The following is a 13295-nucleotide window of genomic DNA, read 5'->3' as shown; positions in this document are numbered from 1 at the left end:
GGCATGCCTGCTTGTCATTGGGGCAACCGGGGCGCGATGCGGTCCGCTGCGTGCCCGGCAGCGGAAAAAGCGTGATGCTAGCCAAACGAAGCGTCACAGCAATGACGAAGCGACGAATGCGGCTTTTTCTTTGATGAATGGTATGGATGACCGACCGGTCAGTGATGGCGATGGTGCGTCTGTGCGCACAAACCAGCGTGCTGGCCGAACGTCGGGCAAGCGAGTATTATATATACATTCAAGCATGTATGTTAAGCCTGTGCAGCAAAGCGGGGTATTAGGCGCCTGCCTTGCGTTTTCCGGCTGACTGTGTGCAACGGAATCACCGTTCAGGCGTTGAATCGATGCGTACCCGTTCCGGACGGGTTACGATGCGCGCCCGTCGGCGCAGCGGTTCGCGCCCGGCTGTATTACGGAAGTAACGATAACGACCCGTTGGTGCAGGCCACCAGCAAGTGCGGCTGTGAAAACAGCCGCGCCAGGGAGAGCAAAACTGACCGGCCTGAAGGCCGGCACCAGAGATAGAGATGGTCAGACGCACCAAGGAAGAGGCACTCGAAACACGCCACCGGATTCTCGACGCGGCCGAAACCGTGTTCCACGCGCGCGGTGTCGCGCGCCCGTCGCTCGCGGACATCGCCGAGGCGGCTGGGGTTACGCGTGGCGCGATCTACTGGCACTTCAAGAACAAGAGCGACGTGTTCGCCGCCATGTGCGACCGCGTGAACCTGCCGGTGGAAGCCCTCTGCGATCCCGAGCGCATCGCGCGCCAGGAAGATCCGCTCGGCGGCATCCGCGACATCTGCGCTTTTGTCTTTCGCCAGACCGTGGTCAACCCGCGCTGGCGGCGCGTGTTCGAGATCATCTTCCACAAGTGCGAGATGGTGCAGGACAACGGCGCCATCTTCGAGCGCCAGCGCCAGTCGCACCAGGAAGGCATGGTGAAGATCCGCGAGCACCTGCGCCTGGCGGTGGAGCGCGACCAGCTGCCGGCCAACCTGGACCTTGACCTGGCCGTGAACGCCTTCCATGCCGCCATCGGCGGCGTGCTGGCACACTGGCTGTTCTCGCCGCAGGACTTTGACCTGGACGCCAATGCCGAGCGCCTGGCGGACGCCTTTATCGATACCCTCAGGTATTCCCCCGCGCTGCGCCTGGGCTATGTGCCGCGCCCGATGGCCGCGCTGGACCGGGAACTGTCCACGCTGTGCGAAAAAGCCGGGCAGGGCGGAGCGTGCCCCCTGGCAACCTGACCGCCTGACCGGAATCAGCCGCGCATGGCGTCGCGCCAGCGCGCCAGGAACGCGCGTTTGCGCAGCGTATCCTGCGCCGCCAGCAGGCCCGGTCCCACGCTGATCGGCCGCAACGCGTAGCCCAGCCGCTCCGACAGCGCCGCCGCCGTGTGCCGGCTCTCGGTGTCGGTGCGCACCGTATAGAGCTGCGAAGCGCCCTTGCCGAGCACCGTCTGCCCTTCCCGCGAGAGCAGGAAATCCAGCCACAGCCGCGCCGCGTTCGGCCGCGGCGCGCGCCGGGCGATAAAAGCCACGCGCGACATCACCAGCGTGTAGTCGCGCGGCGCGATGACGTCGATGGCGGCGCCGCGCTCCATCAGCGAGAGCGCGTACGAACCCAGCAGGTTGTAGCCGAGCACGAATTCGCCGCTGGCGATGCGCTCGATCATGTCTGCGGTAGACGCCGACAACCGCGCCTGGGCGCGCCCGAGCGCCTGCGCCAGGTACCAGAATTCGCTGCCCATGCGCGCGTCCTGCTGCGCCAGCAGGTAGCCGACCCCGGAACGCTCCACATCGTAGGTGACGACCTTGCCGCGCCAGCGCGGCGCATGCTCCTGCAGCAGGCGCGCCAGGCCGCTGCGGCTGCCGGGCGGCTTCGTGCCGGCGAAGTGGTTGCGGTTGTAGACGATGACCGCCGGCTCGAACGTCGTGCCCCAGGCTTCATCGCGCCACACCGCCCAGCCCGGCAGGCCGCTGCGCTCGGGCGACTCGTAACGCTGCGCGTAGCCGTCATTGACCAGCTTGATCTGCAGGTCCATGGCGGTGCTCCACAGCACATCGGCATAGGCGGAGTCAGGCGCCGGCTGGGCCTTGCCAAGCGCCGCGCTCTCGGCCAGGAAGCGCTGGTTCAGCTCGATCGTGTTCAGGTCCTCGTAGCGCACGCGGATGCCCGGGTAGCGCGCCTCGAACGCGCGGATCAGCGGCTGCGCCACGTCGAGATCGGTCGAGGCATAGACATGGACCGCGCCCTCGCGCATGGCGCGCGCGACGGTGACCTCGTACTCGGACGGATAGCTGGCCGGCGGCGCCGGCATGGCGTCCTGTGCCAGCGACCCGCCCGCGAGCGGGGCCAGCGCGGCGCCGGCCAGCAGCTGCCGGCGAAGGGCCGAGGCGGGGGCTTGCAGCAGTGCGGGTTCGGATGGCGGCGTGGTCAGGCGCTGGGACACGATGGTGCGGAGCGGCAACGAAGGGCGGGCGCAACGTGCGCCGGTAACGGCAGGGCGGGGGTATTATAGGCGCCCGCGGCCTGTGGACCGCATGAACAGAACCTGCCGGAGGAGACCAGCATGCGCATCCTGCTGGTGGAAGATGAAGTGGAGTTGGCGCGCTGGGTGGCCCGCGCGCTGGAGCAGGGCGGCTTCGTCATCGAGCACGTGACCGACGGCCTGCAGGCCGAGGCGCGACTGGTGGCCGAGGAGTACGACGTCGTCGTGCTCGACCTGCGCCTGCCCGGCAAGGACGGACTGGCCGTGCTCAAGGCCATGCGCGCGCGCGACGACCGCACGCCGGTGCTGATCCTCACCGCGCAGGACACGCTGGACGAACGCGTGCGCGGCCTGAACCTCGGCGCCGACGACTACCTGCCCAAGCCCTTCGCCATTGCCGAACTCGAAGCCCGCATCCTGGCGCTGATCCGCCGCAGCCGCGGCCGCGCGCACCCGCGCCTGCAATGCGGCACGCTGGTGTTCGACGGCGAGAGCCGCGGCTTCACGCTCGACGGCCAGCCGCTGGCGCTGACGCCGCGCGAATCGACGCTGCTCGGCGCGCTGCTCGCGCGCAGCGGCCAGCCGCTGACCAAGGCGCAGCTGCTCGACAAGGTGTTCTCGCTCGACGCCGACGTCAGCCCCGACGCCATCGAGGTGCTGGTCTACCGCCTGCGCAAGAAGCTGGCCGGGCACGGCGTCACCATCGTCACGCTGCGCGGCTTCGGCTACCTGCTCGAGCCCGAAGCCCCGGCCGGCCCGGCCGCCTGATATGTGGCCACGCAAGCTGCGCCTGCGCGCGCGGCACCCGATCCTGCTATGGCGGCGCGGCAGCCTGCGCCGCCAGCTGCTCCTGCTGCTGGTGCCGGCGCTGGCGGCCATGATGGCGATCGACACGTGGCTCACCTACGGCACGCTGCGCGATGCCGCCAACACCGCCTACGACCGCTCGCTGTACGGCTCGATCCGCGCCATCGACAACGCCATCGGCATGGCCGGCGACAGCGTCCAGCTCTCCCTGCCCGACGCCGCCATGGAGATGTTCGAGACGGCGGCGCAGACCCATGTGTACTACCGCGTCTCGCTCGAACGTGCGGGCGCCATTGAAACCGTCACCGGTTACGACGACCTGCCGCTGCCCAAAGGCGTTCTCGCCAGCAACCAGCCGCGCTTCTACGACGATGACGACTACCGTGGCGAGGCCGTGCGCATCGCCGCCATGGCGCGCCCCGTGTACCGGCCCGACGCGCGCATGCGCGTCATCATCCAGGTCGCCGAAACCTCCGAGCCGCGCACCGCGCTGATCGGCAAGGTCTGGCGCAGCGCGCTCGCGCGCGACCTGCTGCTGATCGTGCTGAGCGCGGCGATCCTGGTCGGCGGCGTGACCTACGTGCTGCGCCCGCTGGCACGGGTACGCGACGATGTCGAAGCCCGCTCGCCCGATGACCTCACGCCGCTCGCGTTCAGCCGCGTGCCGATCGAAGTCAGTCCGCTGGTCGATGCCGTGAACCTGCACGTCGCGCGCTCCGAAGCGATGGCGCAGGCGCAGGCGCAATTCATCGCCGATGCGGCGCACCAGCTGCGCACGCCGCTGGCCATCCTCAAGACGCAGGCGGAATTTGCGCAGCGCCAGCTATGTGCGCATGGCGACGACCCGGCGTCGCGCCAGGCCGCCGGCGAAGCGGTCGGCGGCATCGTCACGCAGCTGGAACAGGCCGCGCGGCTGACCAACCAGCTGCTCGCGCTGGCTCGGGTACGGCAGCACCATGGCGAAGCCGCCGCGCAGGCCGTCGCTTCCGTCGATTCCGTTGATATCTTCGATGCCGTCACCGTGGCCGAACAGGTCGCGCTGGACTACCTGCCGCTCGCGCGCGGCAAGCAGCAGGACTTCGGCTGGGAGCCGACGCCGGGCCTGAAGCTGCCCGTGCGCGCCGACGCGGCACTGCTGCGCGAGGCACTGGCCAACCTGGTCCACAACGCCATCCAGTATTCGCCGCGCGGCAGCCGTATCACGCTGTCGGCGCAGCGCATCGACCAGACCGCCTGCCTGATGGTCGAGGACGATGGGCCGGGCATTCCCGTCAACGAGCGCGAGAAGGTATTCGCGCGCTTCTACCGGCGCGTCGGCAACACGGAACCGGGCTCGGGACTCGGTCTGGCCATCTCGCGCGAAATGGCCGCGCGTTTTGGCGGCACCGTCGAACTCACCGAAGGATCGCAAGGGCAGGGCGTCAGGGCACTGCTGAAGCTGCCCGTCAGCGAACAGGGCGCGTGACAGGCCCCTGTCCGCTAAGCCATCCCGTCAGCCGAACAGTTCTTCCGCCACCGTGGGATGCAGCTGCAGCGTCGTCTCCAGGTGCGATTCGCGCACCCCGAGCCGCAACGCCACCGCCATCGCCTGTACGATCTCCGGCGCCGCGTTGTCCATCAGGTGTACGCCGAGCACGCGCCCCGTGCGCGCATTCAGCACGAGCTTGAACACCGACTGCAGCGCATTGCCGCCGAAGCGGTTCTCCAGCGAAACAAAGCGCTTGACCACGGTGCGGATGCGCTCGGGCTTGCCGGCCTCTTCGATGGCCTGGGCCTCGGTCAGGCCGACTGCGCCGATGGCCGGCTCGCAGAACACGGCGGTCGGCACGAAGTCAAAGTCGGAACGTTCGCCGCGCCGGCCGAACAACCGGTCAGCCAGCCAGCGGCCCTGCGCCGTCGCAACCGGCGTCAGGTGCAGGCCTTCGATCGCATCGCCGATCGCATAGATCGAACGCACCGAGCTGCGGAACTGGCGGTCCACCTTGATGCCGCCCTTGTCGCCGAGCTTCACGTCCAGCGCTTCGAGGCCGAGGCCATCGACATTCGACATGCGGCCGACGGCCACCAGCGCCGCCTGCGCACGCACGGATTCCGTCTGCCCCGGCTTGTTGCGAACGCGATAGCAGATCTCCAGCGCACCGTTGGCCTGGCTGATCAGGTTGACGCTGGCATTCAGGTGCAGCCGCACGCCCTTGGCTTCGAGCGCACCGGCGAGCGCCTCGGCGATCTCCGCATCGAAATGCGGCAGCAGCCGGTCGCCGGCAACGATCAGGTCCACCTTGACCCCGTAGCGCGACAGGATCGACGCCTGCTCCACGCCGATGTAGCCGCCGCCGATCACGGCGATCGATCCCGGCACGGTCTGCCATGTGAACACATCATCGGAATTGCTGGCGAGTTCGCCGCCGGGAATGTCGAGCGTTTTCGGACGCGCGCCCGTGGCGATCAGGATCCGCTTGGCGCGGATGACCTCATCGCCCACGCGCACTTCATCGGGCGCGGTGACGGTGGCGTCGCCGCGGATAATGTCGACGCCCGCTTCGAGCAGGCGCTGCGCGTAGGCTACGTTCAGCCGCGCGACTTCGGCATTGACGCGCACGATGGCGTCGCGCCAGTCCTCGTGCCCGCCCGTATGCGACAGGCAGCCGGACAGGATCGCGGCCCAGCCGGCGCCGTACGACAGCATCTTCTTGGGCACGCAGCCGCGATTGACACAGGTGCCCCCGATCTCGTCGCGCTCGACCAGCACGACGCTGGCCCCATGCGACGCCGCGCGCCGCGCGCAGGCGACGCCGGCCGAGCCGCCGCCGATGACCACGAAGTCTGCCTTGCGGGTGCGCGTGGTGCGGCCGTTCTTGCCACGCGCGCGCGGCACGCGTTCCACCGCGGGTTCTGCACTGACTTGACGGGCCCGCCTTGGTCCGTTGTCGGACGTGGCGGTTGTTGTCTGGCGCTTGCTCATCCATGCCTCCTGTCGCGGCTCGCGGCCGCATCGACAAACGATCGGACCGGCGCCATGCAGCAGGCTAGGCGCCGGACTTCAGTTCCGTATTCAGGATCGACGGCCAATCGCGCAGGAAAGTTTCTCCATCGCGGCGGCCCAGGTCATAGGCGTGCGTCATGGCATCGGGCCGGGTGTAGTCCCAGCTCGAAATCGGCACGCGTTGCGAAGGCTGCAGGTACAGGCGGCGCTGGCCGCCGCTTTCCACCACGAAACGGCGCGGGCGCGGGTACAGCCGCGTCACCAGCACCAGCACATTGCCCGGCGTGGCGTCGAGCGCGTCCACCGGCACGTTATCCACAAGACCGCCATCGAGCACCGCACGGCCTTCACGCCGCAGCACCGGCGTAAACGGCGGCGTGGAGGCGGATTGCAGCAAAAGATCGGCAAGCTGTTCCGGCGAGCCGCAGTCCTGCGCGCGCACGAACTCCGGGCGGAAGCCCAGCTTGCGCCCGAGCCGCGGATGCAGCGTCTTGAGCACGTGCTTGTCGATGTTGTACGCCAGCAGGCCCGCCGCCACGGCCAGGCGCGGCCCGCTCCAGCGCGGGATATGCGCCACGCCGATGCGGATCTCCGGCGCCTGCTGCAGGTGCGCCAGGCGCCCATCGGCAAAGATCGACAACAGCGCCGTGCGATAGATGCCGTAGTGCGGGAACACGCGCTCGCTGCGCAGCAGGTTGCCCCAGTAGGCATTGCGCTTGTTGCTCGACAGCACCTGGCGGTAGTACGCCATGGTCTGCTGCGAGTCGTGCGCATAGATCATGCATGCCGTGGCCGCGCCGGCGGAAATGCCGGCGATCACGCGGGGGCGCAAATGAAGTTCAGGCGCGACGGTATCCCACCAGCCCGCCTGCCACCAGCAGCGGTTGCCGCCGCCGGCGAAGACGATCTGGTCGAACGGCTGGGTCGTGCCTGCGGTCATGCGGCGTTCCGAGAGTCGTTGGCCTGCGGCGTCACAGCAGGGCGTAGGTCGTGGTGGCCTGCACGGCCAGCTTGCCATCGGTGCCGGTCAGTTCGATTTCGCCGAACACCACGGTCTTGCCGAGGCGCAGCACATTGGCACGCACAAGCACGTCGCCGTCGATCACGGGACGCATGAAATTGGTGTTCAAGGTAACGGTGGTCATCGGCCGGAACGCGCCGAGCGCGCTGGCTACCGCAACGATCATCGCCGTGTCGGCGGCGGACATCAGCACCTGGCCGCACACCACGCCGCCCGCATGGCGGAACATCTCCTGGAACGGCAGCCGCAGCGTGATGCCGGCGGCATCGACGGCCTCGGCGCGCAGCCCGAGCTGGCGCACCCACGGCGCGAGCACGCGTTCCAGCGTGGCATCGATGTCGGCAAGGGTCATGCGGCCTTCGGCGGATTCGGACATGGCGATCCTGGTCTTGTTATCCCGCTGGGATTGTCGCCCGGTGGCCGCCCGGCAAGGGGTGGCCGCTATTCCGTCTCCTCCGGCGCGACGCGAAGTTTGAGCCAATGATACAGGGGGCCCGTGGCCAGCACCACGAAGGCCATCCGGATCACATGGAAGGCGGTCACCAGCGGCACGCCGAGTTCCAGCACCTTGGCGGTGATGCACATCTCGGCAATGCCGCCCGGCGTGGTGCCCAGGATCATCGTTGCCGGGTGCGCGCCAGACAGGATGGAGATCATCCAGCCGAGCACTGCCGACACCAGCAATGCCACCACCGTGTACAGCGCTACGCCCGACAGGAAACGCGGCGCGGTATGCAGGAAGTCGCGCGAGAAGCGCGCGCCGAGCGACACGCCGATCAGCAACTGCCCGGCGCGGCTCATCCACGTCGGGATGGCCGACAGTTCGATGCCTGAAGCGGTCAGCACCGCCGCGGCCAGCAGCGTGCCGATCACGAACGGGTTCGGCATCTTGAGCCGCCGCACCAGCAGCGCCACGCCGAGCGTGATGGCGATCAGCGCGAGCAGGCCAGGCGCGCTCACCGTGCGCGGCCCGGGAATGTACGGATCGAGTCCATGGATGCCCCCGTACTGGAAGATGGCCGGCACCGCTACCACCACCATCAGGACGCGCAGCGAATGCGCCGCGGCGACCTGGTCGATCCGCGCACCGTTGCGTTCGGCCAGGTTGGCCATCTCCGAGGCGCCGCCGATGGCCGTGGAGAAATACGCGGTCTTGAACGCGACGCCCGTGGTCCGGCGCAGCAGCAGCGCGCCGCCCGCCCCCAGTACCAGCGCAAACAGTGATGCAGCAACGATGTAGGGCAGGAACTCCAGCAGGCGGGCCACCACGTCCGGCGTGAAATACAGGCCCAGCGACGCACCGATCACCCACTGGCCGGCATTGCGTGCCTGCGTCGGCGAACGCAGGTCCGCGCCGGCCATGCGCGCACCGGCCACGGACAGCAGCGGCCCGATCATCCACGGCAGCGGCGTGCGCAGCACGGTGCAGAGCAGCGCGGCGGCCAGGCCGAGCAGCAGCGTCAGCGCGACCGGTAACCAGCGATGGGAGGAAAGACTCATGATGCAGCGGCCTGGCGGGGGAACCGGCGCCTTTTGTTGTGGTGTTCCGGAATGCATGAAGCCCGGCGCGCGTGCGCCGGGCTTCGTTCAGCTTATGACAGCGGGGGTCTTATCATGCCGCATTGTCCGCCTGTTCATGCGCCGACGGCCGGTTGGCATGCCAGCGCAGCAGGCGCGGAATCACCACCACGGCCACGGTCATGGCCAGGATGGTCGCCGAGATCGGCTGCTTCACGAACAGGCTCCAGTCGCCCTGGCCGATCGACAACGCATTGCGCAGCTGCTTCTCGGCAATCGGCCCGAGGATTAGGCCGACGATGACCGGCGCGGTCGGGAAGTCGAAGCGGCGCATCACCATGCCGAGCAGGCCGACCACGAACAGCAGCAGCAGGTCGAACCACGACTGGCGGATGCCATAGGCGCCGAGTCCGGCGAAGATCAGAATGCCGCCGTACAGCAGCGGCGTCGGCACGCGCAGCATGCGCACCCACAGGCCGATCGCCGGCAGGTTCAGCACCAGCAGCATCACGTTGCCGATGTACAGCGACGCCAGCAGGCCCCACACCAGGTCGCCCGAGGTCTGGAACAGCATCGGGCCCGGCTGCAGGTTGTAGTTCTGGAACGCCGCCAGCAGGATGGCCGTGGTGTTGGAGGTCGGGATGCCGAGCGTCAGCAGCGGGGCCAGCGTGGCGGTCACCGCGGCGTTGTTGGCCGCCTCGGGGCCAGCCACGCCTTCGATGGCACCGACCTTGCCGAACTCTTCCTTGTGGTTCGACAGCTTCTTCTCGGTGGCGTAGGACAGGAACGTCGGGATCTCCGCGCCGCCGGCCGGGATCAGCCCGAACGGGAAGCCGATGAGGGTGCCGCGGATCCAGGCCGGCACCGAACGCTTCCAGTCCGACTTGTTCATGTGGACCGAGCTGAGCCTGTTGAACGTGCCTTCCGGCTGCGGGAAGAACGCATTGAACAGCGCCTCGCCCACCGCGAACAAGCCCACGGCGACCACGACGATATCGACGCCGTCGTACAGCTCCTGGATGTTCATCGAATAGCGCGTCTGGCCCGACAGCGAATCCATGCCGATCAGGCCGATGCCCAGGCCCAGGAACAGGCTGGTCATGCCGCGCAGCAGCGACGAGCCCAGCACGGCAGAGACCGTGGTGAACGCGAGCAGCATGATCATGAAGTACTCGCCCGGACCGAACTCCAGCGCGACGTCCGCGGCCACCGGCGCGAACATCGACAGCAGCACGGTGGCGATGGTGCCGGCCACGAACGAGCCGATCGCAGCGGTCGCGAGCGCCGGGCCCGCGCGGCCGTTCTTGGCCATCAGGTTGCCTTCCATGGCCGTGACCATGGTGGAAGACTCGCCCGGCGTATTCATCAGGATCGAGGTGGTCGAGCCGCCGTACATCGCGCCGTAGTAAATGCCGGCGAACATGATCAGTGCAGCAGTGGGTTCGACCTTGGCCGTCAGCGGCAGCAGCATCGCCACCGTCAGCGCGGGGCCGATGCCGGGCAGCACGCCGATGGCGGTGCCAAGGAAGCAGCCGACCAGGGCCCACAGCAAATTGATCGGCGTGATCGCCACGGCGAAACCGTGCATCAGCTGGTTCAAAGTATCCATTCTTGACTCCTGGGGTCAGGCGGGCTCAGAAGCCGGCGATGGGAAGCAGCGGCAGGTTGATGCCGAGCAGGAATTCAAACAGCGCCCACATCGGCACCGTAATGCACAGGCCGATGATGGCGTCGCGCACGATGCGGCGGCTGCCGTAGCCGCGCGCCACGCAGATCATCAGCAGCGTGGACGACAGCACGAAGCCGAGCGTGCCGATCAGCGCCATATTCAGCACCAGGCCCGCCGCCACCCACAGGAAGCCCTTGAAGTTGTGCGGGGCGTCGGGCAGTTCGGCATCTTCTTCCGGCATGTTGCGGAAGCCGCCGCGCACGCCTTGCCAGGTTAGCAGCGCGCCGCATACGGCCAGGCCGATCGCCACCAGCGTGGGCGCGAAGCGCGGCGACAGGCCGGCATAGCCTTCTTCACCCGAAATGCCCGACAGGCCCAGGAAGAAGAACAGCGAGAGCGCCAGCACGGCAATGCCGATGGCGAGATGGGAGGGTTTCATGGAGACTCCTTGGCCTTCGTCGCCAACCGGAGGTGGCTGGCGTCCGCGACGCTGGCTTTCTGGTTCCTGCGCGGCCGCAGGGCCCGGCGACATGTAGTTTTGGTTTGGGTATCGCAGGTGGTAGACACCGGGCCCCGCGCCGTTTTCCGGGCCACCGTCTACACCAGTGGCTTCGGCAGGCACGACAGGTAACTCATCAGCACTGCTTGGGTCCGCAGGGCTGCGGACCCGTACTGCAAGACGCGCAAAGGCGCCTTTTTGCTGCTTACTTCGCTACGCCCAGTTCGCGCAGCGTGCTGCCCAGGCGGGCCGATTCGCTGTCGACGAACTTGCCGAACTCGTCGCCGGTCAGCAGGAACGGCGTCCAGTCATTCTTCTGCAGCGTTTCCTTCCAGGCCTTGCTCTCGGTTGCCTTCACCACGGCGTCGATCATGGCCTTGCGCTGCTCGGGCGTGGTGCCCGGGGCGCCGTAGACACCGCGCCAGTTGTAGATCTCGACGTTCACGCCCTGCTCCTTGAGCGTCGGGATATCAGCGGTGCGGTCCTTGGAGGTCACCGCCAGCGCGCGCATCTTGCCGCTCTTGATGAACGGCAGGAATTCCGACACGCCGGCGATGCCCACGGTCACGTGGCCGCCTAGGATCGAGGCCGAGGCCTCGCCGCCGCCCTGGAACGGCACGTAGTTGATCTTCTTCGGGTCGATGCCGACGTCCTTGGCGATCAGCCCGGCCAGGATGTGGTCGATCGAACCCTTCGAGCCGCCGCCCCAGCTCACGCTGCCCGGGTTGGCCTTGAGCTGCGTGGTCAGGTCCTTGATCGACTTGATCGGCGAGGCAGCCGGCACGGTAATGACCATGGTGTCGGCGTACAGGCGCGCGATCGGCGTGGCGTTCTTCAGCGTGACCGGCGGATGGTTGGTTTCGATGGCGCCGACCATCACCGCGCCGACGACCATCAGCGCGTTCGGGTTGCCCTTGTCGGAATTGACGAACTGGGTCAGGCCGATGGTGCCGCCGGCGCCGCCCTTGTTGTCGTAGGTAGCCGTCTTGGCAACGCCCGAGGCGATCATCGCCGCGCCCAGTCCGCGGCCGGTCTGGTCATAGCCGCCGCCAGGGTTGGCGCCGATCATGAACTTGACGGTGTCCATCGCAAAGGCGGGCGCCGCGGCAACGGTGGCCACAACGGCAGCCGAAGCCATGACGACGTGAGCGAAACGGTGAATCGAGCGACGCATAACGGTCTCCTTCTCCTGGTAGGTATGTGCCGTATCTTCGGCTCGCCTTCATGGCATTGCGTCAGGGAATGGGAAGACGTGGGGCGCATACCCTCCCGGGGAACCGGTAGGTCGCTGTCTCCTGTCCGTTGCACGCGCTGCATGCCGGCATTGTTGTTTGACTTCTGCGTGACCCGTTGACGGATCATGTGCCGGATTCTAGGCGCTGGAAACTGTCAAAAGGCTGTCAGATTGACAGCCTTGGCATCGGGGTTTACGTGGATGGCGGGCGATTCAGCGTCCGGCGGGCGCCTGCATGGCCTTGCCCACCACGGCGTCGCGGCAGGGATCTTCGCGTTCCACCGGCGCCACGGTTACCACGCGGTCGAAGCCGGCCGGGTTGCCCTGGCCTCTTTCGAGGTAGCCGATGCTGACGGCCTTGCCGTCACCCGCCCCGAGCCAGCGCGGCACGCCGATGTCTTTGCGCACATGCCCGTTCCCCGCGATCAGCACCGCCCCGCGCGCCGCATAGGGCCGCAGCGTGGCGGCCATGACGGCATCGCGCGCGGCCTGCGCGTTGAGCATGCCGGGCAGCATGGCCTTGGGAAAATTGCCGCAATGGCCTTCGTCGAGCACCGCGGTCTGCGCGGCCACCAGGTCGGGCGGCAGCGTACCGGTCAGGCCCAGTTGCGCGCGCTGCTGCGGCACGAACAGGCCATCCAGGCGGCCGCGCACGATCTTCGCCGCATCGGTGCGCGACAGGTTCGCGGCCAGCAGCGGCAGGTCGTACTGCAGCGCCAGCGCCACCACCGGCCGGTACAGCGGCCACTGCCATCCGCCGCCTCCCGCCTGCTTGATCAGGTAGTCCGCATCGGCCGGGCGTTCGCGGCGCGCGCGGTCGATATCGGCCTGGCGTTCGCGGTCGAACTGCTCCATGGCGATGGCGGGGCGCCAGCCCTGTTCGACGGCCCGCGTGAGTGCGGCGAGCCGCTGCTGCTGCCCGGCGGCGTTGTCATGGACTTCGCCGAGCAGAACATAAGACTTGCCGACGAATGCCGCGCTGACGGCATCGGGACCCGACGACGGCGGCGTGGCAGCGCAGCCGGCGGCAAGCAAAACAACCGCGGCAATGCGAGGCAGCGTCATGC

The 13295-nt window shown here is 68.0% G+C and carries 12 protein-coding genes; 3 read left to right on the top strand and 9 right to left on the bottom strand.

What is annotated here, in order from left to right:
* Positions 1–527 precede the first annotated feature (527 nt).
* Positions 528–1253 carry a TetR family transcriptional regulator gene (locus tag ACIGJB_RS16840; protein ID WP_483730805.1) on the top strand — a complete coding sequence of 242 codons (726 nt, stop codon included), beginning with the start codon at positions 528–530 and terminating at the stop codon, positions 1251–1253.
* 14 nt (positions 1254–1267) lie between these two features.
* Here ACIGJB_RS16840 and ACIGJB_RS16835 read toward each other — a convergent pair whose 3' ends face one another.
* Positions 1268–2326 (bottom strand): ABC transporter substrate-binding protein, encoded by a 1059-nt coding sequence (locus tag ACIGJB_RS16835; RefSeq protein ID WP_483732358.1) that lies wholly within the window; start codon positions 2324–2326, stop codon positions 1268–1270.
* Between the two features lie 252 nt (positions 2327–2578).
* Between ACIGJB_RS16835 and ACIGJB_RS16830 the strand changes: the two genes are divergently transcribed.
* Together ACIGJB_RS16830 and ACIGJB_RS16825 are read left to right on the top strand one after the other, a co-directional pair.
* A complete protein-coding gene (locus tag ACIGJB_RS16830) occupies positions 2579–3265 on the top strand; it encodes a response regulator (RefSeq protein ID WP_483730804.1) in 687 nt (228 codons plus the stop codon).
* Position 3266: 1 nt separating this feature from the next.
* Complete coding sequence (locus ACIGJB_RS16825; protein ID WP_483730803.1) at positions 3267–4769, top strand: sensor histidine kinase; 1503 nt, start codon at positions 3267–3269, stop codon at positions 4767–4769.
* 27 nt (positions 4770–4796) lie between these two features.
* Here ACIGJB_RS16825 and ACIGJB_RS16820 read toward each other — a convergent pair whose 3' ends face one another.
* The 8 genes from ACIGJB_RS16820 to ACIGJB_RS16785 all read right to left on the bottom strand — a co-directional run bounded on the left by ACIGJB_RS16820 (position 4797) and on the right by ACIGJB_RS16785 (position 13293).
* Positions 4797–6266, bottom strand: coding sequence for a dihydrolipoyl dehydrogenase family protein (locus tag ACIGJB_RS16820; protein WP_483730802.1), 1470 nt, complete (start codon positions 6264–6266; stop codon positions 4797–4799).
* A gap of 64 nt (positions 6267–6330) precedes the next feature.
* Positions 6331–7227, bottom strand: a complete 897-nt coding sequence (locus ACIGJB_RS16815; RefSeq protein WP_483730801.1) for a patatin-like phospholipase family protein — start codon at positions 7225–7227, stop codon at positions 6331–6333.
* Between the two features lie 31 nt (positions 7228–7258).
* Positions 7259–7684, bottom strand: coding sequence for a PaaI family thioesterase (locus ACIGJB_RS16810; RefSeq protein ID WP_483709935.1), 426 nt, complete (start codon positions 7682–7684; stop codon positions 7259–7261).
* A gap of 65 nt (positions 7685–7749) precedes the next feature.
* Positions 7750–8808: an AbrB family transcriptional regulator gene (locus ACIGJB_RS16805; protein ID WP_483730800.1), complete on the bottom strand. Its 1059-nt coding sequence runs from the start codon at positions 8806–8808 to the stop codon at positions 7750–7752.
* 112 nt (positions 8809–8920) lie between these two features.
* Complete coding sequence (locus ACIGJB_RS16800) at positions 8921–10435, bottom strand: tripartite tricarboxylate transporter permease (protein WP_483730799.1); 1515 nt, start codon at positions 10433–10435, stop codon at positions 8921–8923.
* Between the two features lie 25 nt (positions 10436–10460).
* The gene (locus ACIGJB_RS16795; RefSeq protein ID WP_483730798.1) at positions 10461–10934 is read right to left on the bottom strand and encodes a tripartite tricarboxylate transporter TctB family protein; all 474 of its coding nucleotides are present in this window, start codon (positions 10932–10934) and stop codon (positions 10461–10463) included.
* 265 nt (positions 10935–11199) lie between these two features.
* Entirely contained in the window at positions 11200–12168 is a 969-nt protein-coding gene (locus ACIGJB_RS16790; RefSeq protein WP_483730797.1) for a tripartite tricarboxylate transporter substrate binding protein, read from the bottom strand.
* A 273-nt stretch (positions 12169–12441) separates the two neighbouring features.
* On the bottom strand, positions 12442–13293 hold the full coding sequence (locus ACIGJB_RS16785) for a ChaN family lipoprotein (RefSeq protein ID WP_483730796.1): 852 nt from the start codon (positions 13291–13293) through the stop codon (positions 12442–12444).
* Positions 13294–13295: the final 2 nt, after the last annotated feature.

This window comes from Cupriavidus sp. C2SS-8b (genome assembly GCF_057073745.1).
This window is presented reverse-complemented; position numbering and strand designations above follow the sequence as displayed.

Coding starts and splice junctions, on each gene's coding strand:
- ACIGJB_RS16805 (WP_483730800.1), bottom strand. CDS start 8,808: ATGAGTCTTTCCTCCCATCGCTGGTTACCGGTCGCGCTGACGCTGCTG.
- ACIGJB_RS16820 (WP_483730802.1), bottom strand. CDS start 6,266: ATGAGCAAGCGCCAGACAACAACCGCCACGTCCGACAACGGACCAAGG.
- ACIGJB_RS16835 (WP_483732358.1), bottom strand. CDS start 2,326: ATGCCGGCGCCGCCGGCCAGCTATCCGTCCGAGTACGAGGTCACCGTC.
- ACIGJB_RS16815 (WP_483730801.1), bottom strand. CDS start 7,227: ATGACCGCAGGCACGACCCAGCCGTTCGACCAGATCGTCTTCGCCGGC.
- ACIGJB_RS16825 (WP_483730803.1), top strand. CDS start 3,267: ATGTGGCCACGCAAGCTGCGCCTGCGCGCGCGGCACCCGATCCTGCTA.
- ACIGJB_RS16790 (WP_483730797.1), bottom strand. CDS start 12,168: ATGCGTCGCTCGATTCACCGTTTCGCTCACGTCGTCATGGCTTCGGCT.
- ACIGJB_RS16840 (WP_483730805.1), top strand. CDS start 528: ATGGTCAGACGCACCAAGGAAGAGGCACTCGAAACACGCCACCGGATT.
- ACIGJB_RS16810 (WP_483709935.1), bottom strand. CDS start 7,684: ATGTCCGAATCCGCCGAAGGCCGCATGACCCTTGCCGACATCGATGCC.
- ACIGJB_RS16795 (WP_483730798.1), bottom strand. CDS start 10,934: ATGAAACCCTCCCATCTCGCCATCGGCATTGCCGTGCTGGCGCTCTCG.
- ACIGJB_RS16830 (WP_483730804.1), top strand. CDS start 2,579: ATGCGCATCCTGCTGGTGGAAGATGAAGTGGAGTTGGCGCGCTGGGTG.
- ACIGJB_RS16800 (WP_483730799.1), bottom strand. CDS start 10,435: ATGGATACTTTGAACCAGCTGATGCACGGTTTCGCCGTGGCGATCACG.
- ACIGJB_RS16785 (WP_483730796.1), bottom strand. CDS start 13,293: ATGACGCTGCCTCGCATTGCCGCGGTTGTTTTGCTTGCCGCCGGCTGC.